This is a genomic window from Aquabacterium olei (genome assembly GCF_003100395.1).
Classification (GTDB): domain Bacteria; phylum Pseudomonadota; class Gammaproteobacteria; order Burkholderiales; family Burkholderiaceae_C; genus Aquabacterium; species Aquabacterium olei.
In genome coordinates this window covers 3,513,932-3,535,796 of record NZ_CP029210.1, presented here as the reverse complement: position 1 = coordinate 3,535,796, position 21,865 = coordinate 3,513,932, and the positions used below count along the sequence as shown (strand labels likewise).

General features: G+C 70.1%; 19 protein-coding genes. 14 read left to right on the top strand and 5 right to left on the bottom strand.

Going from position 1 to position 21,865, the window contains the following annotated elements; genetic code table 11:
* The first annotated feature begins 7 nt into the window (after window positions 1-7).
* The 9 genes from DEH84_RS15885 to DEH84_RS15845 all read left to right on the top strand — a co-directional run bounded on the left by DEH84_RS15885 (window position 8) and on the right by DEH84_RS15845 (window position 10,360).
* Complete coding sequence (locus DEH84_RS15885) at window positions 8-703, top strand: PulJ/GspJ family protein (protein ID WP_109037724.1); 696 nt, start codon at window positions 8-10, stop codon at window positions 701-703.
* A gap of 9 nt (window positions 704-712) precedes the next feature.
* Window positions 713-1,738, top strand: a complete 1,026-nt coding sequence (gene gspK / locus DEH84_RS15880) for a type II secretion system minor pseudopilin GspK (protein ID WP_109038447.1) — start codon at window positions 713-715, stop codon at window positions 1,736-1,738.
* Window positions 1,739-1,878: 140 nt separating this feature from the next.
* Entirely contained in the window at window positions 1,879-3,147 is a 1,269-nt protein-coding gene (gspL, locus tag DEH84_RS15875; RefSeq protein ID WP_109037722.1) for a type II secretion system protein GspL, read from the top strand.
* A gap of 13 nt (window positions 3,148-3,160) precedes the next feature.
* Complete coding sequence (gene gspM / locus DEH84_RS15870; RefSeq protein WP_109037721.1) at window positions 3,161-3,679, top strand: type II secretion system protein GspM; 519 nt, start codon at window positions 3,161-3,163, stop codon at window positions 3,677-3,679.
* A gap of 18 nt (window positions 3,680-3,697) precedes the next feature.
* Window positions 3,698-4,621: a type II secretion system protein N gene (gspN, locus tag DEH84_RS15865; protein ID WP_245932616.1), complete on the top strand. Its 924-nt coding sequence runs from the start codon at window positions 3,698-3,700 to the stop codon at window positions 4,619-4,621.
* A 3-nt stretch (window positions 4,622-4,624) separates the two neighbouring features.
* On the top strand, window positions 4,625-6,898 hold the full coding sequence (gene gspD, locus DEH84_RS15860; RefSeq protein ID WP_218929734.1) for a type II secretion system secretin GspD: 2,274 nt from the start codon (window positions 4,625-4,627) through the stop codon (window positions 6,896-6,898).
* A 15-nt stretch (window positions 6,899-6,913) separates the two neighbouring features.
* Window positions 6,914-8,338 (top strand): type II secretion system ATPase GspE, encoded by a 1,425-nt coding sequence (gspE, locus tag DEH84_RS15855; protein WP_109037720.1) that lies wholly within the window; start codon window positions 6,914-6,916, stop codon window positions 8,336-8,338.
* Between the two features lie 21 nt (window positions 8,339-8,359).
* Window positions 8,360-9,583: a type II secretion system inner membrane protein GspF gene (gene gspF, locus DEH84_RS15850; protein WP_109037719.1), complete on the top strand. Its 1,224-nt coding sequence runs from the start codon at window positions 8,360-8,362 to the stop codon at window positions 9,581-9,583.
* A 105-nt stretch (window positions 9,584-9,688) separates the two neighbouring features.
* On the top strand, window positions 9,689-10,360 hold the full coding sequence (locus tag DEH84_RS15845; RefSeq protein ID WP_109037718.1) for a LuxR C-terminal-related transcriptional regulator: 672 nt from the start codon (window positions 9,689-9,691) through the stop codon (window positions 10,358-10,360).
* A gap of 100 nt (window positions 10,361-10,460) precedes the next feature.
* Here the strand turns inward: DEH84_RS15845 and DEH84_RS15840 are convergent, their stop codons facing one another.
* The gene (locus tag DEH84_RS15840; RefSeq protein ID WP_159098999.1) at window positions 10,461-12,833 is read right to left on the bottom strand and encodes an ATP-binding response regulator; all 2,373 of its coding nucleotides are present in this window, start codon (window positions 12,831-12,833) and stop codon (window positions 10,461-10,463) included.
* Between the two features lie 199 nt (window positions 12,834-13,032).
* On the opposite strand from DEH84_RS15840, the gene DEH84_RS15835 reads away from it, so the two are divergent.
* Genes DEH84_RS15835 through DEH84_RS15825 form a run of 3 tightly spaced genes read left to right on the top strand, consistent with a single transcriptional unit; the run spans window position 13,033 to window position 15,355 of the window.
* Window positions 13,033-14,043 (top strand): AAA family ATPase, encoded by a 1,011-nt coding sequence (locus tag DEH84_RS15835; protein WP_109037716.1) that lies wholly within the window; start codon window positions 13,033-13,035, stop codon window positions 14,041-14,043.
* A 51-nt stretch (window positions 14,044-14,094) separates the two neighbouring features.
* Entirely contained in the window at window positions 14,095-15,054 is a 960-nt protein-coding gene (locus DEH84_RS15830) for a 5'-nucleotidase (RefSeq protein ID WP_109037715.1), read from the top strand.
* Window positions 15,035-15,355, top strand: coding sequence for a hypothetical protein (locus DEH84_RS15825; protein ID WP_109037714.1), 321 nt, complete (start codon window positions 15,035-15,037; stop codon window positions 15,353-15,355). Before DEH84_RS15830 ends, DEH84_RS15825 begins: the two co-directional genes overlap by 20 nt.
* A gap of 6 nt (window positions 15,356-15,361) precedes the next feature.
* Here the strand turns inward: DEH84_RS15825 and DEH84_RS15820 are convergent, their stop codons facing one another.
* The 4 genes from DEH84_RS15820 to DEH84_RS19165 form a co-directional block, all read right to left on the bottom strand.
* Window positions 15,362-15,964, bottom strand: coding sequence for an MOSC domain-containing protein (locus DEH84_RS15820; RefSeq protein ID WP_109038445.1), 603 nt, complete (start codon window positions 15,962-15,964; stop codon window positions 15,362-15,364).
* Between the two features lie 66 nt (window positions 15,965-16,030).
* On the bottom strand, window positions 16,031-17,152 hold the full coding sequence (locus tag DEH84_RS15815; protein WP_159098998.1) for a molybdenum ABC transporter ATP-binding protein: 1,122 nt from the start codon (window positions 17,150-17,152) through the stop codon (window positions 16,031-16,033).
* Between the two features lie 29 nt (window positions 17,153-17,181).
* Complete coding sequence (locus DEH84_RS15810; protein ID WP_109037712.1) at window positions 17,182-17,913, bottom strand: molybdate ABC transporter permease subunit; 732 nt, start codon at window positions 17,911-17,913, stop codon at window positions 17,182-17,184.
* A gap of 10 nt (window positions 17,914-17,923) precedes the next feature.
* A complete protein-coding gene (locus DEH84_RS19165) occupies window positions 17,924-18,754 on the bottom strand; it encodes a substrate-binding domain-containing protein (protein ID WP_159098997.1) in 831 nt (276 codons plus the stop codon).
* A gap of 362 nt (window positions 18,755-19,116) precedes the next feature.
* On the opposite strand from DEH84_RS19165, the gene DEH84_RS15805 reads away from it, so the two are divergent.
* Window positions 19,117-20,982 (top strand): phosphoenolpyruvate carboxykinase (GTP), encoded by a 1,866-nt coding sequence (locus tag DEH84_RS15805; protein WP_109037711.1) that lies wholly within the window; start codon window positions 19,117-19,119, stop codon window positions 20,980-20,982.
* A 314-nt stretch (window positions 20,983-21,296) separates the two neighbouring features.
* Window positions 21,297-21,797, top strand: coding sequence for an FxDxF family PEP-CTERM protein (locus DEH84_RS15800; protein WP_109037710.1), 501 nt, complete (start codon window positions 21,297-21,299; stop codon window positions 21,795-21,797).
* The last annotated feature ends 68 nt before the right edge of the window (window positions 21,798-21,865 follow it).

Genomic DNA, 21,865 nt, shown 5'->3' with positions numbered 1-21,865 from the left:
GATCCCGATGTCCTTTGCCCACCGCCCCTCTTCTGCCCGCTCCGGCGCCGTGTCGGCGGCGCATGCGCGTGCGCAGGGGTTCACGTTGGTAGAGGTGCTGGTCTCGCTGATGATTCTGTCGGTGCTGGCGGCCACCGCATGGAAGGGGCTGGACGCCATCAGCTCGGCCCGGACCGTGGCCGACGACAACCTGCGCCGCACGCTGCGTCTGCAGTCGGTGATGGTGCAGTGGGAGGCCGACATGGCCCAGGTGCTCGACACCCAGGTGGTGCCCGGGCTGGAGTACGACGGCGGCACGATGCGGTTGACGCGCCGGCACTCCGCGGGCGTGCAGGTGGTGGCCTGGGTGCTGCGCAGCGGGCGCTGGGTGCGCTGGGCCAGCCCGCCTGCCGTGCGCGTGGGCGAGCTGAAGCAGGCATGGCAGACGACGTATCAGCTGCAGGGCACCGAGCCCGGCGCGCTGACGGCCTTGCGCGGCGTCGCGCAGTGGCAGGTGTTCTGTTTCCGCAATGGGTCGCTGACGAACTGCCAGTCCACGGGCAATGTGGCGGCGGCGCCGGTGGCGGCCGAGGGCGCCAGTGCGCCGACGGTGCTGCGGCAGCAGCTGCCCGAGGCCGTGCGCCTGCAGATGGTGTTTGAAGAAGGCAGCGGGCAGAGTGGCCGGCTGCAACGCGACGTCATGCTGGCGCCGCAACCGAACTGAGTGGTCGTGATGCGCACCCGTCCCCATCGCGCCCCCGCCACGCGCCCTGCCCAGCGCGGGGCAGCCTTGCTGATGGCCATGGTGATCGTCACGCTGGTGGCCACGTTTGCGGCGTCGATGGTGTGGCAGCAGTGGCGGGCGGTGCAGGTGGAGGGCGCAGAACGGGTGCGCGCCCAGGCCATGTGGGTGCTCAGCGGCGCGCTGGACTGGGCGCGGCTGATCCTGCGCGAAGACGCCCGCAACGGTGGCGCCGATCACCTGGGTGAGGCCTGGGCCACGCCGCTGGCGGAGGCGCGGCTCTCCACCTTCCTGGCGGTGGACAACGCCAACACCGACGATGCCCCGGAGGCTTTCCTGTCCGGCCGGGTGGAGGACGCCACCTCGCGCTACAACCTGCGCAACGTCGTGGATGGCAACGGCGAACTCGATCCGCAGGAAACGGCCGTGCTGCGCCGCTTGTGCGAGACGCTGGGGCTGCCGCCATCGCTGGGCGATGGTCTGGCGGCCAGCTATCGACGCGCCTGGCTGGCGCAGCAATCGGCCGATCCGGCCATGCTGGCACGGCTGGGTGGCGAGAGCGGCCTGGCCCAGGCGGCCCTGATGCCCCAGTCGGTCGACCAGCTGGTGTGGCTGGGGCTGGATGCGGCCACGGTCGAACGCCTGCGCCCGTATCTGACGGTGCTGCCCGACGCGACCGGCGTGAACGCCAACACCGCGCCCAAGGAGGTGATCGCCGCGGTGGTCGAACGGCTGGACCTGGCCAGTGCGGAGCGTCTGGTGCAGGCCCGCCAGCGCGCCGCCTTCAAGGACACGGGCGACGTGGGGCGGGCGCTGGGCGTCACCACGGGGATGGATTTCTCGCGGCTGCGGGTGAACTCGGACTTCTTCGAGGTACGTGGTCGCCTGCGGCTGGAGGACAACGTCATCGAGCAGCGCCACCTGGTGCAGCGCGTCGGCATGGACGTGCTCGTGCGCTACCAGACGCGCTTCTCGGGACTGGAGCCGTCCGGCGGCTCCGGGCAGACCCGACCTTGACTCGCGGGGGAAGTGGGACGACCGTCTGCCATCCACGTATCAATCCGTAAAGGGGTGCTATTTCGGCGCTCCTACAATGTGCAAGCACCTATGCTGGTGCGATCTGTTTCTTTGATTTCGCCCTCACGACGCAGTCCCGCATGAGCCTCCTGATCATTCAATTGCCAGCCCGTGCGCGCCTGCGGACCGAGGCCGAGCAGGAGGCCGCCGATGTGTCTCCCGCTGCGGCGGGTCCGCGCGAGTTCGGCTATGTGCTGAGCAACGACGGTGTTTCGGTGGTGCGCCATGGCCATTGCGCGGCGCCCATGCTCCCGCGCGCCGAGACCGTGGTGGCCGTGATGCCGGCGCAGGACCTGAGCTGGCACCGCGTCACCTTGCCCAAGGCGCCGGCTGGGCGGCTGCGTGCTGCGCTGGCCGGCCTGCTGGAAGAGGCCCTGCTCGACGATCCGGATGACCTGCATCTGGCGGTCGCCCCGCTGGCCAAGGCCGGGCAGCCCACCTGGGTGGCCGCCTGCGACCACACCTGGCTGACCGGGTTGATGATGTCGCTGGAAAAGGCCAAGGTGCGCATTGACCGGGTCGTGCCAGCGGTGTGGCCGGACGAGCCGGCCTCGGGCTACTTCCAGGAGCGTGAGACCTGGGTGGAGGGCGCCGAAACCCCCGGCGAGATGGCCCTGACCTGGTCATCGCCCGATGGCGTGGCCACGTGGCCGGTGGAGGGCTCGATGGCGCGCGCGCTGCTGCCCGATCCCCTGCCGGACGACGCCCGCTGGTTCGCGACGCCTGCCGTGGCCTCGCCGGCCGAGCGCTGGCTGGGGCGCCCGGTGATCGTGCAGACGCCGGCCGAGCACCTGCTGCAGGCAGCGCGTTCGTTGTGGAACATCCTGCAGTTCGAGCTGACGCCGCGCAGCAAGGGCCTGCATGCCTTGAGCGACCAGTGGCGGCGCGTGATGAGCCCACAGTGGCGACCCGTGCGCGCCGGCCTGATGGCGCTGGTGGTGGTGCAGGTGCTGGGGCTCAATCTGTGGGCCTGGCATCAGCAGCGCGACGTGCAGCGCAAGCGCGTCGAGATGGTGCAGCTGCTCAAGCAGGCGCATCCACAGGTGCAGGTGGTGCTCGACGCGCCCGTGCAGATGCAGAAGGAAACCGAGCTGCTGCGCGCCGCGGCAGGGCAGCCGGGGGACAACGACCTCGAGGCCCTGATGGGCGCGGTGGCGACCGCCTGGCCGGCCGATCAGCCTGCGGCCTCGCTTCAATACGACGGCAGCAGCCTCACGCTGGCGGCGCCGCCGGGATGGGGGCCCACCGAACTGGAGGCCCTGCGCGAACGCCTGGGTGCCGCGGGCGTTCAGCTGGACCTGGACCCGGGCGCTGCCCGCATGACGGTGCGTCGCGCGCCGCGCGCCTGACCACGGAATTCTGATGGCTTCGATCGACGCTTCTTCTTTCCAGGGCCTTCGCCAGACCATCGAGGCCCGTTGGGCCACCATGGCGGTGCGCGAGCGCCGGCTGGTCACCGCCGCCCTGTGGCTGGCCGCGCTTGCGCTGCTCGTGCTGATCGGCATCCGCCCGGCCTGGCGCACCCTGGAGCAGACCCCGGTGCAGCAACGCGAGCTGGGGTTGCAGCTCGACGAGATGCGGCGGCTGGCCGACGAGGCCCAGGCCCTGCGCAACCGACCGCCCGTGCCGCCCGCCCAGGCCGAAGCCGCCTTGCGCGCGGCCAGTGATCGACTGGGCCCTGGGGCTCGCCTGATGGTGCAGGGCGATCGCGCGACGCTCGTGCTCGAAAGCGTGTCGGGCGAGGCGCTGGCCACGTGGCTGGAAGAGGCCCGGGCGGGCGCCCGCGTGCGCCCGCTCGAAGCCACGCTGAACCAGACCCGCCCCGGCCAGTACGCCGGCAACGTCGTCGTGGCCCTGGTGCCCGGGCCGGCCGCTCGCTGACGGCAGGACGAACCCCCCATGGCCTGGCTGTCCTCCTTCCGTCGCCGCCGCCCCGTCTGGTTCAAGGGGGCGAGCGCCCTCACGACCCGCTGGCTCGAGTCCACGCTGGAAGTGGCGCGGTGGGAGAACATGCGCAAGGCCGGGCGCCGCTGGGGCGTCTGGGGCGCGGTGGTGGGGGCCGTGCTCGGCATCGTGGCCTGTGCGCCCGCGCCCTGGCTCGCGCAGGCCGTGCTGAGTGGCACCGACGGCCGCCTGCTGCTGGCCGAGTCGCGCGGCACGGTGTGGCAGGGCGACGCCGTGGCGGTGCTGACGGGCGGGCCAGGCAGCCGCGACGCCCGTGCGCTGCCCGGTCGCCTCACATGGACGCTGCGGCCCACCTTCACCGGGCTGCAGTTGAAGCTGCAGCAGGATTGCTGCATGCCGGTGCCGGTGCTGGTGCAGATCCGGCCCGGCTGGGGCGGCGCGCAGGCCCGCGTGCTGCTGCAGGACGCGGGCGCCCCCACCCCGCGCGACACCGGCGCGGTGGGCCACTGGCCGGCGGCCTGGCTGAGCGGGCTGGGCACGCCGTGGAACACGCTGGAGCTGGGCGGCGTGCTGCGCCTGGATACGCAGGCCCTGACCCTGCAATGGGTGCGTGGGCGCCTGCGGGTGGAGGGGCGTGCGTCGGTGTCGCTCGACAACGTCTCTTCACGGGTCACGACGCTGGCCCGGCTGGGCTCCTACCGCCTGGACGTGCAGGCCGACCCGCAGGGCCAGCTGCAGATGGCGCTGTCCACGCTGGACGGCGCGCTGCAGCTGAGTGGTCAAGGCAGCAGCGGAGCCGGTGGCCTGCGTTTCCGGGGTGAAGCCCGGGCCACCCCGGCCGAGCAAGGCGCGCTCGACAACTTGTTGAACATCATCGGTCGGCGCGAAGGCGACCGGTCTGTCATTTCGATCGGATAAGGCATGAAGAAACCCCACCTGCTGACCCGTCCCCGTGCGACGGCGCTGATCGCCGCCCTGGCCGTGGGCCTCGGCCCGGGCGGGTTGCTCCCGGTCGGTCTGGCCCACGCTGCGCCGCAAGGGGCCGCACAGAAGGCGCCCCCCTCGGTGACGCTGAACTTCGTCAACGCCGAGATCGAAGGCGTCGCGCGCGCGATGGCGGCCATCACCGACCGGCAGATCATGGTCGACCCGCGCGTGAAGGGCACGATCACGCTGTACAGCGAGCAGCCGCTCACACCGCGTGAGGCCTACCTGAACTTCCTGGCGGCGCTGCGCGGCCAGGGCTTTGCCGTGGTCGAGGTGCAGGGCCTGCTCAAGGTGGTGCCCGAGGCCGAAGCCAAGCTGCAGACCGGCACGGTCGACGTCGGCACCGTCAAGCGGCAGGGCGATGTGGTGCTCACGCAGATCTTCCGCATCCAGTACGAGAACGCCAACAACCTGGTGGCCGTGCTGCGCCCGCTGATCAGCCCGAACAACACGATCAACGCGAACCCCGGCTCCAACACGCTGGTGATCACGGACTACGCGGACAACCTCAAGCGCATCGGGCAGATGATTGCGGCGCTCGACGTGCCGCAGGCCACCGACATGGAGGCCATTTCGCTGCAGTACGCGATTGCGGCCGACCTGGCGCCCGTGGTGCAGAAGCTGGCCGACAACAGCGCGACCGGGGCGCCGGGGGCCGGGGCGGCCGGCGGCCAGAGCACGCTGGTGATGGCCGATGCACGCACCAACACGCTGATGGTGCGCGCGCCCAATGCGGCCCGCATGGGGCTGGTTCGCAACCTGATTCAGCGGCTGGATCGCCCGGGCACCAGTGGCCTGGGTGGCAGCGGCATCCATGTCGTCTACTTGCGCAACGCCGATGCGGTGAAGCTGGCCCAGGTGCTGCGCGCCGCTTTCCCGGGCGCGGGCGGCGGCACCAGCGGCGGCGGTTCCTTGGGCGGCACCGGTGGCGCGGTGGGCACCCCGGTGTCGACGGCCGCGCAGACGGGCACAGGCGGCCTGGGTGGTGTGGGCAGCGGCACGGCGGCCGGTGGCGGCTCTGCGCAGTCGACGTCGCCGGTGGCGGCCTCGGCCCAGCCCTCCACGGGCGGCTTCATCCAGGCCGACCCGAGCACCAACTCGCTCATCATCACCGGCACGGATGCGCTGTATCGCCAGCTGCGCTCGGTGATCGACCAGCTCGACGGACGCCGGGCCCAGATCTACATCGAGGCCATGATCGTCGAGGTCAACGAGAACAAGCTGGCCGAAGCGGGCTTCCAGTGGGCCGCGGCAACGGGCACCAACAACATCGTGGGCGTGGGCACCAGCCTGGCGGCCGGCAGTGTGCCGGGCCTGTTCTCGCTGGCCGGTGCGTCGCGCTCGGCGGTGGCCAGCCTCAGTGGCTTCAACGTCGGCTATCTGCACAAGATGTCCGATGGCACCTACAACCTCGGCGCACTGGCCACCTTCCTGGAAACCAAGGCCGACGCCAACATCCTGTCCAAGCCCAACATGGTGGCGCTGGACAACGAGGAGGCCAAGATCGTCGTGGGCCGCAACGTGCCCTTCGTGACGGGTCAGTACACCAACGGGGCCACCTCGAGCTCCGGCTCCGTCAACCCCTTCACCACGATCGAACGCCGCGACGTGGGCCTGACCCTGCGCGTGAAGCCCCAGGTGGGCGAGGGCGGCACGGTGCGCATGACCGTGTTCCAGGAAAAGTCGGACGTCGAATCCGTCAGCTCGGCCCAGGGGCCGACCACGACCAAGAGCTCGATCGAGACCACCGTCGTGGTCGACGATGGGCAGACGCTGATCCTGGGCGGGTTGCTGAAGGACCAGTACGGCAACGACGAGTCGCAGGTGCCGCTGCTGGCCGACATCCCGGTCGTGGGCAATCTGTTCAAGAGCAAGTCGCGCTCGCGCAGCAAGACCAACCTGATGGTCTTCCTGCGGCCGGTGGTGCTGCGCTCGCAGGACGCCAGCAACGAGGTCACGCTCAACCGCTATGACTACATGCGCCAGCGCCAGGCGGACGTGGCCCCGTCGCCCAATGCCGTGCTGCAGGTGCGCGAGGCCCCGGTGATGGACCCGCTGAAGTTCAGCAGCGAGCTGACCATGCCGTCGGTGCGCCAGCCGCTGGACGACCCGAACGCGCCGCCGCCCACGGTGGTGATCCCGCCGGATTCGCGCTACGCACCCAAGCTCGCCCCGCAGCCTGCGGCCCCCGCAACCGGCACGCGGTGACCCGGAGACACTGACATGGGCGCACGCCATCCCCTTCCGTATGCCTTTGCCCGGGCCCAGGGCCTGCTGCTCGAGGTAGGCGACACCCGCGCGACGCTGTGGGCCAGTCCTGGCGTGTCGCCGTCGGCGCTGTCCGAAGTGATGCGGCGCTTTGTCGTGCACGCGATCGAGCTGGAGGCTGCGGATGCGCTGAATCAACGCATCGCCGTGGCCTATGCGGCCGGCGAGGGCAGTGCGGCGGCGGTGGTCGGCGAGGTCGAAAGCGCCGTCGACCTGTCCCGGATGATGCAGGACCTGCCCGCGGTGGAAGACCTGCTGGAGTCCAGCAACGACGCCCCCATCATCCGGATGCTGAACGCGCTGCTGACGCAGGCCGCGAAGGACGGCGCCTCCGACATCCACATCGAACCCTACGAGCGCTCTTCGGCGGTGCGCTTCCGGGTCGACGGCACGCTGCGCGAGGTGGTGCAGCCCAACCGGGCGCTGCACGCTGCGCTGATCTCGCGCCTGAAGATCATGGCCGAGCTCGACATCTCCGAGAAACGCCTGCCGCAGGACGGTCGCATCAGCCTGCGCATTGGCGGCCGTGCGGTGGACGTGCGGGTGTCGACGCTGCCCTCGGCGCATGGCGAACGTGCGGTGCTGCGGATTCTGGACAAGGGCGACACCAGCAAGTTCACGCTGGAATCGCTGGGCATGAGTGGCGAGTCGCTGGCGCAGTTCAAGCGCCTGCTGCGCCAGCCGCACGGCATCGTGCTGGTGACGGGCCCCACCGGCTCGGGCAAGACGACGACGCTGTATGCGGGCCTGAGCACGGTCGATGCCGCCACGACCAACGTGCTGACCGTGGAAGACCCGGTCGAATACGAGCTGCCCGGCATCGGCCAGACCCAGGTCAACGCGAAGATCGAGCTGACGTTTGCCAAAGCCCTGCGCGCCATCCTGCGCCAGGACCCGGACGTCATCATGATCGGTGAAATCCGCGACTTCGAGACCGCCCAGATCGCCGTGCAGGCCTCGCTCACCGGCCACCTGGTGCTGGCCACGCTGCACACCAACGACGCGCCCAGCGCCGTCACCCGCCTGACCGACATGGGCATCGAGCCCTTCCTGCTGTCGAGCTCGCTGCTGGGCGTGCTGGGCCAGCGCCTGGTGCGCAAGCTGTGCGTGCACTGCAAGCGCGAGGACGAGCAGGGCCGCTGGCACCCGGTGGGCTGCCCCGAGTGCGGCATGAGCGGCTACAAGGGTCGCACGGGGGTCTATGAATTGATGGTGGCCGACGACGAGTTGCGTGCGCTGATCCACGCGCAGGCGGCCGAGGCGACGCTCTTCGATCACGCCCAGCGCCACGGCATGAAGACCATGCGCGACGACGGCGACCGCCTGGTGTCCGAGGGCGTGACCTCGCTGGAAGAGGTCTTGCGGGTGACCCGCGAGTAATCGCCCCACGGAAAACCCGCCATGCCCGCCTACCGTTTCGAAGCGCTCGATGCCGCCGGCAAGACCATGAATGGTCTGGTCGAGGCCGACAACCCCAAGGCCGCCCGCGCCCAGTTGCGCGCCCAGGCCCTGGTGCCCATGAAGGTCGACCAGGTGATGGCGGCCGACAAGGCCGGTTCGGTCGGCTCCAGGCAGCTGTTCGCGCGCCGGGTGTTCAATCCGACGGCGCTGGCCATCTGGACACGGCAGCTGTCGGGCTTGGTCGTGGCCGGCCTGCCGCTCGAGCGGGCCCTGACGGCCCTGGCCGACGAGGCGGAAGACCCACGCCAGCGCGAGCTGGTGTCGCACCTGCGCGCCGAGGTGAACGCCGGTGCGCCCTTTGCGCAGGCCCTGTCGGGCTCGCCGCGCGAGTTCGACGACGTGTACCGCGGCGTGGTGGCGGCGGGCGAGCAGAGCGGCCAGCTGGGCACCGTGCTCGACAAGCTTGCCACCGACCTGGAAGACCAGCAGGCGCTCAAGGCCAAGCTGATCGGAGCCACGCTGTATCCGGCCATCGTGTCGCTGTTCGCAGTGGTCATCGTGGTTGCGTTGCTGGTGTTCGTGGTGCCGCAGGTGGCGCAGGTGTTTTCAAGCAGCAAGCGCGCGCTGCCCATGCTCACCCAGGTGATGCTGGGGCTGAGCGCCTTCATGCGCCAGTGGGGCTGGTTGCTGGGGCTGGTGCTGGGCGCCGGGTTTGCCGGGCTGATGGTGGGGCGCCGCAACGAGGGGTTCCGCCTGAAGTTCGACGCGTTCTGGCTGGGGCTGCCCATTCTGGGGCGGCTCTCGCGGGGGTACAACGCGGCCCGTTTCGCCGGCACGCTCGCGATGCTGGCTGGCTCGGGCGTGCCCATCCTGAAGGCCCTTCAGGCCGCAGCCGAGACGCTGTCGAACCGCGCCATGCGGGCCGATGCCATGGAGGCGCTGGTGCAGGTGCGCGAGGGGGCGCCGCTGGCCTCGGCCCTGGCCGCCAAGAAGCGCTTTCCGGGTCTGCTGGCGATGTTTGCGCGCCTGGGCGAACAGACCGGTCAGCTGCCGCTGATGCTGCAGCGGGCCGCCAACCAGCTGGGTGCCGAGGTGCAGCGCAAGGCACTCGCCATTGCCACGGTGCTCGAGCCCCTGCTGATCGTGGCCATGGGGCTGGTCGTGATGCTCATCGTGATGTCGGTGATGCTGCCGATCATGCAGATGAACACCTGGGTGAAGTGACCCGGCGGGTGTGGCACGCGTCGGGAATTTGAGCCAGGCCTGTCGGGGCGACTTCATCCACCGTTAGGATGAGCGTGTGTAATTTTTTGTCACGCGTACCGCAGCATGAAACTTTTGTTGATCGACGACCATCCGTTGTTCCGCGATGGCCTCAGCATGCTGATCACCTATCGGCTCAGCCTGCCTGGCGGGGCGTTGCAGGTGCTGCAGGCCGGTGACCTGACCCAGGCTGCGGCCGTGCTCGCCGAGCACCCGGATGTCGGGCTGGCATTGCTGGACCTCAGCCTGCCTCCCGACTGCCATGGCGTGCGCACGCTGGAGCGCTGGCGGGCCATGGCGCCGGACATCCCGGTGGTGGTGCTGTCGGGCGACGACCGGCCGGACACCATCATCTCGGCCATCGACGCAGGGGCCTCGGGCTTCATCCCCAAGACCGTTCAGGCCGGTGTGATGCAGGAGGCGCTGTCTCGCGTGCTGGCTGGCGGGGTGTACCTGCCGCCGTTGCCGGCCATGTACGCCATGCACGACGCAGACGATTGGGACGATGACCTGGACGATGACCTGCCGCGCAACGCCATGGGCCTGTCGGCGCGCCAGATGGACGTGTTGCGCCTGCTGGTCGAGGGCAAGGCCAACAAGGAAATCTGCCGCCAGCTCAACCTGTCGGAGTCGACGGTGAAGACCCACCTGGGCGCCATCTTCCGCAAGCTGAAGGTCAACACGCGCACGCAGGCCGTGGTCGCGGTGGCCAAGGCGGGCATGAACCTCAAGGCCTGAGGGCCGGCTGCGCAAAGGGGCGGTTTACCCCATCCACCGAACGGAGGATGGCGACCGCGCGCCTGTGGCGTTAACCTGAAGGTTGTTTCGGACGCTGTCATCACGTCACGCGGGCCATGGTCTCCACGATCATGGCCCGCATTTTTTTGGCGCTGAACGGTTTGTGCAGCACCGGCAGGCCGGTGCGCGCCAGGTCGGCCAGCCGGTCCGGTGCCGTGTCACCGGTGATGATGACCAGGGGCGTGCCGGGGTGCCGGTCGGCCAGCCAGCCGGCCAGATCGCGTGCGGTGCCGTCGGGCAGCCGGTGGTCGCTCACGGCCAGATCGCAGGGGTGCGCCAGCAGCGCTCGGGCGTCGGCCAGGCTGGCGGCGCTGCGGACTTCCAGCCCCCAGCCGGTGAACAGCCGGGTCAGGCTGGCGCGGATGTCGGCCTCATCTTCGACGAGCAGCACCCGCCAGGGCGGCAGCGGTGTCGGGGTGGTTGGCTCGGCTGTGGCCCGAGCCGGGGGACGCGTCTCAGCGCGCGTTGTGGCCTGCGGCACGGTCAGTGTGAAGCAGGTGCCATGACCGGGACGTGAGCGCAGCGTCAGCGTGTGGCCCAGCAGCCGGACTGCACGGCGCACGATCGCCAGACCGAGGCCCAGCCCCTGATGACGGTCGCGCGCCGGATTGCCCAGCTGCACGAACTCCTCGAACACCCGCGCCTGGTCGGCCTCGGGGATGCCGGGCCCCGTGTCCCACACCTGCAGCAGCAGGTGCCCGGCGCGGGGTCGGGCCGACACCAGCACGCCGCCTCGCTCGGTGTGGCGCACGGCATTGCCCACCAGGTTGCGCAGCACCTGCTCGAGCAGCAAGGGGTCGCTCCAGGCCTGGTGCTGTCCGGCGTGCACGCGCAGCGACAGGCCCTTGCGCCGGGCGGCCTCCGCCTCGTGGCTCACGATGTCGCCCAGCAGGTCGGCCAGCGGCACGGCGCGCGGCTGCACGTCCACGGTGCCGGCATCGAGCCGGGACAGGTCGAGCAGCCCCTTGAGCAGGCTCTCCATCGATACCACCGCGTGGCTGAGCCGCTCGCTGAGGTCGCGGGCCTGGTGGTCGGTCAGGCGCTCGCGCAGCAGGTCGTTGAGCAGGCCGATGGCGGCCACGGGTTGGCGCAGATCGTGGCTGGCGGCGGCCAGAAAGCGGCTCTTCGCCGCGTTGGCGTCGGCCAGTTCCTGCGTGCGGGCCTGGACTTTCTGCTCCAGGGTGGCGTTGTCGGCCTCGATGGCGTTGAAAGCCTGCACCACGCGGCCGACCACGACCAGGGTGAAGGGCGCCAGGCCCAGCGGGATGGCCCAGGCGATCCAGGGAAGGGCCTCGATGTGCCCCATCTGCCGGATGGCGAGGTAGTCATGCAGCCCGGCAATCAGCACGCAGGCCAGCCCGACGGCCAGGTAGCGCTGTGGCACGGCCTGCCCGGACGTGCGGTCGCGCAGCAGGATCACCAATGCGGGCAGCGACAGCGCAATCAGGGCGGGCTGCAACACCCGCCGGACCGTGTCGAGCATCGGATCCCAGGCGCAGAGGGCGAGCGCCAGGAGCGGAAAGGACGCGCCCGCCAGGTCGAGGGCGCGCTCGTAGCCGCGTCGCTGCTGGCCCGTGAACGCCATCGCAAAGCGCCCGATCAGCCAGACGCTGGCCGTGTGCGCGCTCAGGTGCATCCAGGAATCGAACTCCGGTGCCGTGCCCAGGTCCACCTCGACGAAGTAGCTTGCGTTGCGCAGGGCGGTGATCATGTAGAGCGCGCCGAACAGCCCGATGGCGCGCTCCTGCCGGCGTTGCCACCACAGCGCCACCAGGAAGAGTGAGAAGGTGACGCAGGCCAGGTTGAGTCCCACGGGCACCCAGCGCGCCAGGATCTGTCGCTGCACGAACTCGCCGCGCAGGTCGATGGTGGGGCCGATCAAGGGCAGCGACATGCCGCCCTGGGCCTTGCAGCCCACGTCGACCTGGAGCGTGTTCTCGCCGGTGCGCAGCAGGGCCGCCGGCACGTTGATCAGGTAGCCGGCCGGGAAGGAGAGCGCGCGCGAGTCGGTCGTGGTCACGTGCAGGTGCTCGCCGTTCAGACGGATCACATGCGACTGGCACAGTCGGTCGAAGCGCAGGGCCCAGGGCCTGTGGCGGGCGTCCTCCAGCTGCGCGGGCCGCACCACGAAGCGGGACGCGTAGCGGCCGCCGCCGCTGGTGGGCAGGCCGTCTTCGCGCCAGGCATGCGGCAGCTGCACGGCCCGGTGGGTCGGTTGTCGGTCGGGCGGCGCGGCCACCAGGGCGTGCGACAGCCACGTTACCGCCCCACGCGAGGCGCTCGGTGCTGGCCACGTCGCCATGCCCCACAGCACCGCAATGCCCAGCATCACCCACCACCACCACCGCCCCAGGCGGTCCAGCATCTTTGCGGCGGCAATCTGCCCCCGCGTGCCGGTGTTTGCTTCTGTCACCGTTTGAAAGCTCCCTGTCGGGCCTTTTCGAGGGCCACCCCGCATTGTGCGCAAAGCTGGCGCCCGCTCGGGGGCAACCCCCTGGAAGGGGCGTCGGTCTGGTGATAAGACTGGCACCGGGGCCTTTTGTCGGCGTGACCGCATGGCGCGGCGCTTGCTTCAATGGCCCTGTGTGTACCGGGTTGTCTGGAGGGCTGGCATGAGCAGTTGCACCGAACTGGTTCCGATTTCGCGTGAGGCGCCGATCCACGGGCGCATCCCCATCGCCCACATGCGGGCGGTGTACCGGCTGGACGAGGTGGAGCGTCGGCTGGGCAAGCTGCCCCCGCGCGATCACGAGAGCCTGCGCGCTACTTACGAGCGCATGCTGGAGAAGGGCGCCGACCGCTTCCAGGTGAAGCCATCGGGCCTGCCCGCCATGACACACCTGTACGACGAACTCCCGAACTTCCACGAGGTGCTCGACGACCTGAGGCGCCAGCTCGCGCTGTGCAGCGACAGCCGCGACGCGCTCGAAATCACGCCCATGCTGTTGCTGGGCCCGCCCGGTGTGGGCAAGACCCATTTCGCCCGCGAAGTGGCGCAGCTGCTGGGCACCGGGCTGGGTTTCGTGTCGATGAGCTCGATGACGGCCGGCTGGGTGCTGTCGGGCGCGTCGAGTCAGTGGAAGGGTGCGCGGCCCGGCAAGGTCTTCGAGACGCTGGTCGATGGCCAGTACGCCAACCCGGTCATGGTGGTCGACGAGATCGACAAGGCCGGCGGCGAGCACGCCTACGACCCGCTGGGCTCGCTCTACAGCCTGCTGGAGCACGACACCGCCGGCAGCTTCACCGACGAGTTCGCGGAGGTGCCGGTGGACGCCAGCCAGGTGATCTGGGTGGCCACGGCGAACAACGCGCGCGACATCCCCGACCCCATCCTCAACCGCATGAACGTCTTCGAGGTCGACATGCCGGACGAGGAGGCCGCCCGCAAGATCGCCACGCGGCTGTATCGCCGTCTCTGCGCCGACCACGACTGGGGTGCGCGCTTTGCCCCCGAGCCCGGTGAGGCCGTGCTGGCGGCGCTCGGCAGGCTGGCGCCGCGCGAGATGCGCCGCGCGCTGATGACGGCCTTCGGCAACGCCAAGCTGGACGGCCGACACGAGATCGAGCCGCGGGATCTGCCCGAGGCCGGTGGGCGCCGCAATCCGATGGGCTTCACGCACTGAGCGCGGCACGAGGCTCATCTTCTGAGCCTGCGGCCTCGGTATGATGGGCCCATGCCTGCCTCGCTCGACGGCCAGCTGGTCGTGGCCATTTCATCGCGTGCGTTGTTCGACTTCGAAGAGGAAAACCGCCTCTTCGAAGGCAGCGACGACCGTGCCTACATGCAGCTGCAACAGCAGCGGCTGGACGAGCCTGCACGCCCGGGCGTGGCCTTCTCGCTCGTGCGCAAGCTGCTGGCCTTCAATGCGCCCGGGCGCCCGCGGGTGGAGGTCGTGATCCTGTCGCGCAACGACCCGGTGTCGGGCATGCGTGTGTTCCGCTCGGCGCGCCACTATGGCCTGCCGATCGAGCGCGGGGTGTTCACACGCGGCGAGCCCCCCTGGCGGTATCTGCGGCCGCTGCATGCCAACCTCTTTCTGTCGGCCAACGAGCCGGATGTGCGCTCCGCGCTGGCCGAGGGCGTGCCGGCGGCCCGGGTGCTGCCGCATGCTGCCCGCGCCGGCGAGGCGCACCCCAACGAGGTCCGCATCGCCTTCGACGGCGACGCCGTGCTTTTCTCGGACGAGGCCGAGCAGGTCTACCAGCAAGGCGGGCTCGATGCCTTCCAGCGCCATGAGGTCGAGCGCGCGAGCCTGCCCCTGCCCGACGGTCCCTTCAAGCCGTTGCTGCTGGCGCTGCATGCCCTACAGCAGGCGCCGCAAGAGCACGAAGCCGCCACCGGCGAGCCCGCGGTGCTGGCGCCCATGCGGGTGCGCACGGCCCTGGTGACGGCGCGCGGTGCCCCGGCCCACGAACGCGCGCTGCGCACGCTGATGAACTGGGGCATCGAGGTCGACGAGGCCCTGTTCCTGGGCGGTCTGCCCAAGGGCGCCTTCCTGCGCGAGTTCGAGCCGGATTTCTTCATCGACGACCAGACTGGCCATGTCGACAACGCCGCCCCGCACGTGCCGGCCGGTCACGTGGCGGCCGGGGTGCGCAATCTGGAGGGGCCCGATGTCCGACGAACTGGGTGATTTCTTTGCCTTGCCGGCCTACAAGCCGGAGGAGGCCCTGGTCGCACTGCGCCGCAGCCTGCGCGAATGCCGCCCGCTGACCGAGCAGGGCACCGGCACGCCGGTGCGCTTCACCTGGCGCGGTCTGCCGGCCATCGAGCTGGCGCGCACCGAGGGCGCGGCCACCCTCAGCGTGGCGCTGGCAAAGCGACCGTCGCAACGGCCCGACTGGGCGCGGCGCACGCTGGCCTCGTCGGCCGAGCAGCGGCAGTGGCTGGACGACGTCCGCCGGGCGCTCAAGCGCTGGGACGACGAGGACTGAGCGGGCTCAGGCCGCGTCCTTGCGCATCTTGGCGCGGAACAGGTCGGCGATGCTGACCTCGCGCGGGCCGGGAATGACCTCGAAGGTCTCGCCGGCGGCGATCGTGCCGGGCACCCGAACGGCCAGGTAGTAGCCGCACCAGGCCGACTGGGCCATCATCTTCACCGCCTGCGGAAAGCCCATCACCGCCGCGAACTTGTAGCAGGGCCGGCGCGGCTCGCTGATCGCCAGCGTGCAATCCGGAAAGCGCAGCAGGTCACCGATCCAGGCGTCGGTCTCCAACAGGCCGGTGACCGTCAGGTTCTCGCCCGGCAGCCCCATTGGCAGGGCCTCATCCCAGGCCTGCACGCCCGCTTGCGCCCGCACCGTCTGCCAGAACGCGTAGTGCTCGTGCGGGTAGGCGTACACGGCCTTGCTCAGGCCGCCGTGCACGGTGAGGTCGGCCTGTTCATCGCCCGCCAGCCCCATGGGGCCCACCGCGATGCGCGCAGGCTCGGTCGGTGTGCTCACGGACTGCTTGCCGATGGCGCTCAGGATGCGCCGACCCTCGATCTCCATCGGCCGGGCTGGGGCCGTGTTGATGGACAGCACGCGACGGTCTGATGGCATGGGGGGCTCCGGCACAGATGAGGGCAGGCTGCCGAGCATAACCGCGCCCCGCTGCGCCTCCTCGGCTCAGTGCCAGGGCGACACGGACACGGCCATGGCCTTGAAGCCGATCAGGCAGGGTTGGCCCGGCGCCCAGCCCATCTGCTGGATGGACTTGCGCGTCAGCAGGGCCCACAGCGACACGGCGGGGCCGGTCAGTTGCCCGTTCGCGTCCACCGCGTGGTCCAGCTCGATGGCCACCGCGCCGTAGGTCCCGTGCTCGCCGGCCAGCATCACCTGCACCACCCGTCCGCGCAGGTGGTTGGACACGCTGGTGTCCACCGGGGCCTGGCGGTGCAGCACGATGTCCCGCGCGCGCACCTTGAGGCGCACCCGACTGCCGACTGGATGGAGGGTCGCCGGCACGGTCACGCGCTGGCCAGCCACGTCGACCTCGCTGAGCAGCCAGGTCACATCGTGCCGTTTGACGACACCCTCGAACACGCTGCCCGCCTGATCGCCTTCCAGAAACGACGACAGCGACACGTCCGACAGGATGTGCGGTGTCGGGCCGGCGCTCGCCATGCGGCCTTCATGCAGCACCACCACCTCGTCGGCCAGGTGGATCACCTCGGTCATCCTGGGCGTGACCAGCACCATGGGCAGGCGAAAGCGGGTGGGCACCTGCGCCAGCAGCTCCAGCAGCGCGGGATGCGCTTCGACCGGGACGCGGCCCAGCGGGTCGTCGAGCAGCAGGGCATGCGGATGGGCGAGCAAGGCCCGGCCGAGGGCCACCCGCAGCCGCTGCGCGGCCGACAGCGCGGTCACGTGGCGAGTCAGCAGCGTCTCGAGCTCGAGCCAGCGCGCCACCGCTTCCATGCGCGGCCCGCGGTCGCCACCGCCCACCCGGTGTCCGTACAGCAGGTTGCCCTGCACGCTCAGATGCGGGAAGAGGTGGGTGTCGGCATCGAGCCAGCTGAGGCGGCGGGCGTGGGCGGGCAGGTTCAGGCCCGCCGCCGAGTCGTACAGTGGGTCGGGCCCCAGGGCCACGCGGCCGCCGAGGGCGGGCTCCAGTCCCGCGGCGGCCTTCAGCAGGGCGGTTTTGCCTGAGCCCGAGCGCCCCACCAGTGCGCACACCCGCCCGGGCGCCACGCGGAATTGCGCGCGGATGTCGAGGCCAGGCCGCTGCAGTCGCAGTTCGACGCTCAACGCCCGTGGCAGCGGGCCCCCTGGCGCCGTCACGCCGGGGCCCCGGCGGCGGGGCGTGCCCATTGCCGGGCGCGCTGCCGCCAGTGCGCGCGGCCCCACTCCGACAGCAGCATGGCCACCACCGCCACACCGAGCGACGCCCAGGCCAGCTGCCATGCCACCCCGCCATCGGCCTGCCGCAGCGCGGCCACCAGGGCCAGCGGGGCGGTGTCGGTGGGCTCGGCGGGTGGGTGGGGCGCCAGCACCGTGGCGAGCACCAGCGTGGCGCCTGTTTCGCCCCAGGCCGCAGCCAGGCCCAGGGCCGCGGCCGACAGCACCGCCGGCCACGCCATCGGCAGGCTCACCGTCCACCACGTCTGCCAGGGGCTGGCGCCCAGCGTCCGCGCGACCGGCCCCAGCATGGCATCACCGGCCTCGAAGGCGGGCCGCAGCACGCGCACCATGAGCGGCAAGGTCATCAGCACGGCGGCCAGCATGGCCCCGGCCGGATAGAGCCCGGGCTGCCATCCGGTGTGCACCGCCAGCCAGTCGCTCGGTCCGCCGGGCGCGCGCAGGCCACCGGCCAGAATCAGCCCCACCACCGCGGGAGGCAACGCCATCGGCAGCAGGATGAGCGTGTCGACGATCAGCTTGCCGCGCCAGGGCGCGCGCGCCATCCACGCGGCGAGGGCCACGGCCACCGGCGTGCACACCAGCACGGTCAACGCGGCGATCTGAAAGCTGGACGCCAGGGCGGCCTGCGCAGCGGGAGCAAAGCCCATCGGCGCCCCCTTATGCCGAGGCCGGCAGCCAGCCGGGGCGCGCGCTGCGCCAGATGCCCTCGGCAAGCGGCCCCTGCATCCATTTCAGCAGCAACTGCGCGCCCGGATGTCGGCGCCGGAACGGCAGCGCCAGTTCGGCCGGCAGGGCGAGTTCAGGCCCCCCCGTGACCCAGACCCGCACGCCGGGGGGGGTGCTCCGGGCCTGCCATTGCGCGCGCGTCGTCAGGGCATAGGGAGCCAGGGCTGCGGCCTTGTCGGTGGTGGCGCGCGACAGGGCCGTGCCGCGGTCGAGCCGCGCCGTGGGCCGGTCCTGTGTCAGCCGGGCCACCAGGGCCCCGAGGGCCGAGTCGGGCGCAGGCGCCTCCCAACGGGCTGCTCCCGCGTCCTGGGCCAGCAGCACCTGCGCCAGCGCCTGCCGGAGGTCGGTCTGCTGTCGGATGCCGGCCGGGTCGGCATCCGGCCCGGTCAGGTACACCAGCGTGCGGGCCAGCACGGTGCGGCTGTGCACCAGCCCCTGGGCTTCCAGGCGGGCCGCATGCGGGTGTCCCAGGTACAGGCCAGCATCCAGTTGTCCCTGTTCGAGTTGGGTCAGCAGCGCCCCGGATGCGAGGGGTGCCCAGCGCGCCGCCCACCCGAGGTCGCGGGCCATGGCCGCCCACCAGCGGGCCGTCAGCCCCCCCTCGACCAGGATCGGATCGACCCCGACCACCGGTGCGCCGCCGCTGGCCGGTGAGGCGGGGCGCGCCTGTGTGACAGCGGGCAGTCCGGCGCCCCACAGGAGGGCGGGGACGCGTGCGAGCAGCGTACGGCGAAGGGGGCAGGGCATCGGTTCGGTGTTCATGTCGCATGCCAGCATACAAAAGGCTGACGCTTCTGTGACCTCGTTCTCGCCCCGGCAGGGATGACCCCACCGCCACGGGGGGCACCGCAAAGGCCCGGAGTCGACTAAACTGTGAGACCCCTGACGCCTCCGGATCGGAGTGCAGGGCTCCCCGACCTCCCGGTGGCGACCCCGCCCGGAAGAAGGACATGAACCGCCGGTGTGCGCATCAGCCCGCAGCCCACCGGCCAGGCCGACCTACCCGTTGGCCCCAGACCCGAGCTGGACGCTGCGGTCCAGCAGGGTGTCGAGAGCGCAAACCCCGCAACGGGCGATGTGGCCTTGCGCTGTCGAGACCCTGTTTACTACTTTGGAGCTTCTTCATGTCCACTTCCGCACAAGCGGCGCAGGTGAATGCGCCGGCCTACGTCAAAAACGCCAAACTGATCGCCTGGGTGGCCGAGATGGCTGCGCTGCTGCAGCCCAAGGACATCTACTGGTGCGACGGCAGCACCGAAGAGTACGACCGCCTGTGCGCCAAGCTGGTCGAAGCCGGTTCGTTCAAGAAGCTGAACCCCGAGCTGCGCCCCAACTCCTACCTGGCCTGGACGCACCCGTCCGACGTGGCCCGCGTGGAAGACCGCACCTTCATCTGCTCCGAGCGCAAGGAAGACGCCGGCCCCACCAACAACTGGTGTGACCCGGCCGAAATGCGCGCCAAGCTGCAGACCGGTGACAACGCCCTGTTCAAGGGCGCGATGGCCGGCCGCACGCTGTACGTCGTGCCCTTCTCGATGGGCCCGCTGGGTTCGAACATCGCCCACATCGGCGTCGAGCTGTCTGACAGCGCCTACGTGGCCGTCAACATGAAGCTCATGACCCGCATGGGCAAGGGCGTGATCGACGTGCTGGGCACCGATGGCGAGTTCGTGCCGTGCGTGCACACCGTAGGCGCCCCGCTGGCCGAAGGCCAGAAGGACGTCGCCTGGCCCTGCAACCCCGACACCAAGTACATCGTCCACTATCCCGCCACGCGCGAGATCTGGTCGTACGGCTCGGGCTACGGCGGCAACGCGCTGCTGGGCAAGAAGTGTTTCGCGCTGCGCATCGCCTCGACCATGGGCCGCGACCAGGGCTGGCTGGCCGAGCACATGCTGCTGCTGGGCGTGACCAACCCCGAAGGCCAGAAGTACCACGTGGCGGCCGCCTTCCCGTCGGCCTGCGGCAAGACCAACTTCTCCATGCTGATCCCGCCCGAGGGCTACAACGGCTGGAAGGTCACCACCATCGGTGACGACATCGCCTGGATCAAGCCGGGTGCCGACGGCAAGCTGTACGCCATCAACCCGGAAGCCGGCTACTTCGGCGTGGCCCCGGGCACCAACACGCTGACCAACTTCAACTGCATGAAGTCGCTGGACCGCGACGTGATCTTCACGAACGTGGCCCTGACCGACGACGGCGACGTGTGGTGGGAGTCGATGACCGACGAGGCCCCGGCTCACCTGATCGACTGGCAGGGCAACGACTGGACCCCGGCCATCGCCAAGGAAAAGGGCACCAAGGCTGCTCACCCGAACGCCCGCTTCACCGTGGCCGCCACCAACAACCCGGTGCTGGACCCGGAATGGGACAACCCCGCCGGCGTGCCGATCGACGCCTTCATCTTCGGCGGCCGCCGCTCGACGACCGTGCCGCTGGTGACCGAGGCCCGTGACTGGACCGAAGGCGTCTACATGGCCGCCACCATGGGTTCGGAAACCACCGCTGCGGCCTTCGGCCAGCAGGGCGTGGTGCGCCGTGACCCGTTCGCCATGCTGCCCTTCATGGGCTACAACATGAGCGACTACTTCCAGCACTGGCTGGACCTGGGCGCCAAGCTGCAGGGCGCCGGCCACGCGCTGCCCAAGATCTTCTGCGTGAACTGGTTCCGCAAGGGCGCCGACGGCAAGTTCGTCTGGCCGGGCTACAGCGAGAACATGCGCGTGCTGGAGTGGATGCTGGGCCGCCTGCAAGGCAAGGCCGGCGGCGTGGAAAACGCCTTCGGCGTGAGCCCCACGTATGAAGACATCAACTGGAACGGCCTGAACTTCACCAAGGACCAGTTCCAGTCGGTGATCGGCATCGACAAGGCCGCCTGGCAGCAGGAGTTGAAGCTGCACGACGAGCTGTTCACCCAGCTGTCGTACAACCTGCCTGCCGCCATGCCCGCCACCAAGGCGAAGCTGGAGCAGCGTCTGGCTGCCTGAGGCATCTCGCCGCGCTGCGCAGCATCGCTGCTGCGCATCAGCCAAAAGGCCACCCGAGGGTGGCCTTTTTCTTTGCCTGCCCGGTGGGTTGCCTTTTCAGAAAACTGGGATCACCGGAATGCGGGGTGGCGACCAAAAATTGCTTGGCTGACACTTGGTTACGGCTTTGAGAGGCGCCTCGTCCTCGTGTCACCACAGAACCCCTTTTCTGGGGATTGGGTGACGGAACACCTGGATGTATAACTGAGTGTGACAAATTCACGCCGGCTGATGATCCTCTCATGCGGTCTTGATGCACGGTTTTTTTAACCCTCATGGGAGTTTTTATGAAATTGAAGTCCTTGGTCGCTGCAGCGGCCTTCATCGCAGCAGGAGCGTCCGCCCAAGCTGCGGCTTTGTCCTTTTCGCCCGTTGGTGGCGGCTTGAAGGCTGATCTGAGCGGCATCGGCGACACCAGCTTCACCTTCACCCTGTCTTCCGACTATCTGTTCTCCAGCTCGGTGGCTGGCGTGCAGATCACCATTCCCGGCCTGTTCGATACCGGTGCCCCGATCAGCAGCGTGTCCTTGAACGGCACTGCCTTCTCGCTGGCATCGTCGTCGACCGCCTCGGGCCCCGTGATCTCCACCACCTACACGTACTCGCTGCTCAACTATCCGCTGAGCGCTGGTTCGTACACGCTGGACGTCAAGGCCACTGGCGCATTCGGCGGTGTTGCGACCCTGGCCCCTGTGCCGGAACCCGAGTCGCTGGCTCTGGCCGTCGCTGGCCTGGGCGTCGCTGGCTTCGTCGCTCGTCGCCGCAAGTCGGCCTGATCGACGCGCCGGGCGCGTACGCGGGCATCGCCCCGCAGCGCCCTCGCTCCAAAGCGGACCTTCGGGTC

Bases quoted from the DNA above. Each gene is read 5' to 3' on its own strand.
- DEH84_RS15885 (WP_109037724.1), top strand. From the start codon at position 8: ATGTCCTTTGCCCACCGCCCCTCTTCTGCCCGCTCCGGCGCCGTGTCG.
- gspK (WP_109038447.1), top strand. From the start codon at position 713: ATGCGCACCCGTCCCCATCGCGCCCCCGCCACGCGCCCTGCCCAGCGC.
- gspL (WP_109037722.1), top strand. From the start codon at position 1,879: ATGAGCCTCCTGATCATTCAATTGCCAGCCCGTGCGCGCCTGCGGACC.
- gspM (WP_109037721.1), top strand. From the start codon at position 3,161: ATGGCTTCGATCGACGCTTCTTCTTTCCAGGGCCTTCGCCAGACCATC.
- gspN (WP_245932616.1), top strand. From the start codon at position 3,698: ATGGCCTGGCTGTCCTCCTTCCGTCGCCGCCGCCCCGTCTGGTTCAAG.
- gspD (WP_218929734.1), top strand. From the start codon at position 4,625: ATGAAGAAACCCCACCTGCTGACCCGTCCCCGTGCGACGGCGCTGATC.
- gspE (WP_109037720.1), top strand. From the start codon at position 6,914: ATGGGCGCACGCCATCCCCTTCCGTATGCCTTTGCCCGGGCCCAGGGC.
- gspF (WP_109037719.1), top strand. From the start codon at position 8,360: ATGCCCGCCTACCGTTTCGAAGCGCTCGATGCCGCCGGCAAGACCATG.
- DEH84_RS15845 (WP_109037718.1), top strand. From the start codon at position 9,689: ATGAAACTTTTGTTGATCGACGACCATCCGTTGTTCCGCGATGGCCTC.
- DEH84_RS15835 (WP_109037716.1), top strand. From the start codon at position 13,033: ATGAGCAGTTGCACCGAACTGGTTCCGATTTCGCGTGAGGCGCCGATC.
- DEH84_RS15830 (WP_109037715.1), top strand. From the start codon at position 14,095: ATGCCTGCCTCGCTCGACGGCCAGCTGGTCGTGGCCATTTCATCGCGT.
- DEH84_RS15825 (WP_109037714.1), top strand. From the start codon at position 15,035: ATGTCCGACGAACTGGGTGATTTCTTTGCCTTGCCGGCCTACAAGCCG.
- DEH84_RS15820 (WP_109038445.1), bottom strand. From the start codon at position 15,964: ATGCCATCAGACCGTCGCGTGCTGTCCATCAACACGGCCCCAGCCCGG.
- DEH84_RS15810 (WP_109037712.1), bottom strand. From the start codon at position 17,913: ATGGGCTTTGCTCCCGCTGCGCAGGCCGCCCTGGCGTCCAGCTTTCAG.
- DEH84_RS19165 (WP_159098997.1), bottom strand. From the start codon at position 18,754: ATGAACACCGAACCGATGCCCTGCCCCCTTCGCCGTACGCTGCTCGCA.
- DEH84_RS15805 (WP_109037711.1), top strand. From the start codon at position 19,117: ATGTCCACTTCCGCACAAGCGGCGCAGGTGAATGCGCCGGCCTACGTC.
- DEH84_RS15800 (WP_109037710.1), top strand. From the start codon at position 21,297: ATGGGAGTTTTTATGAAATTGAAGTCCTTGGTCGCTGCAGCGGCCTTC.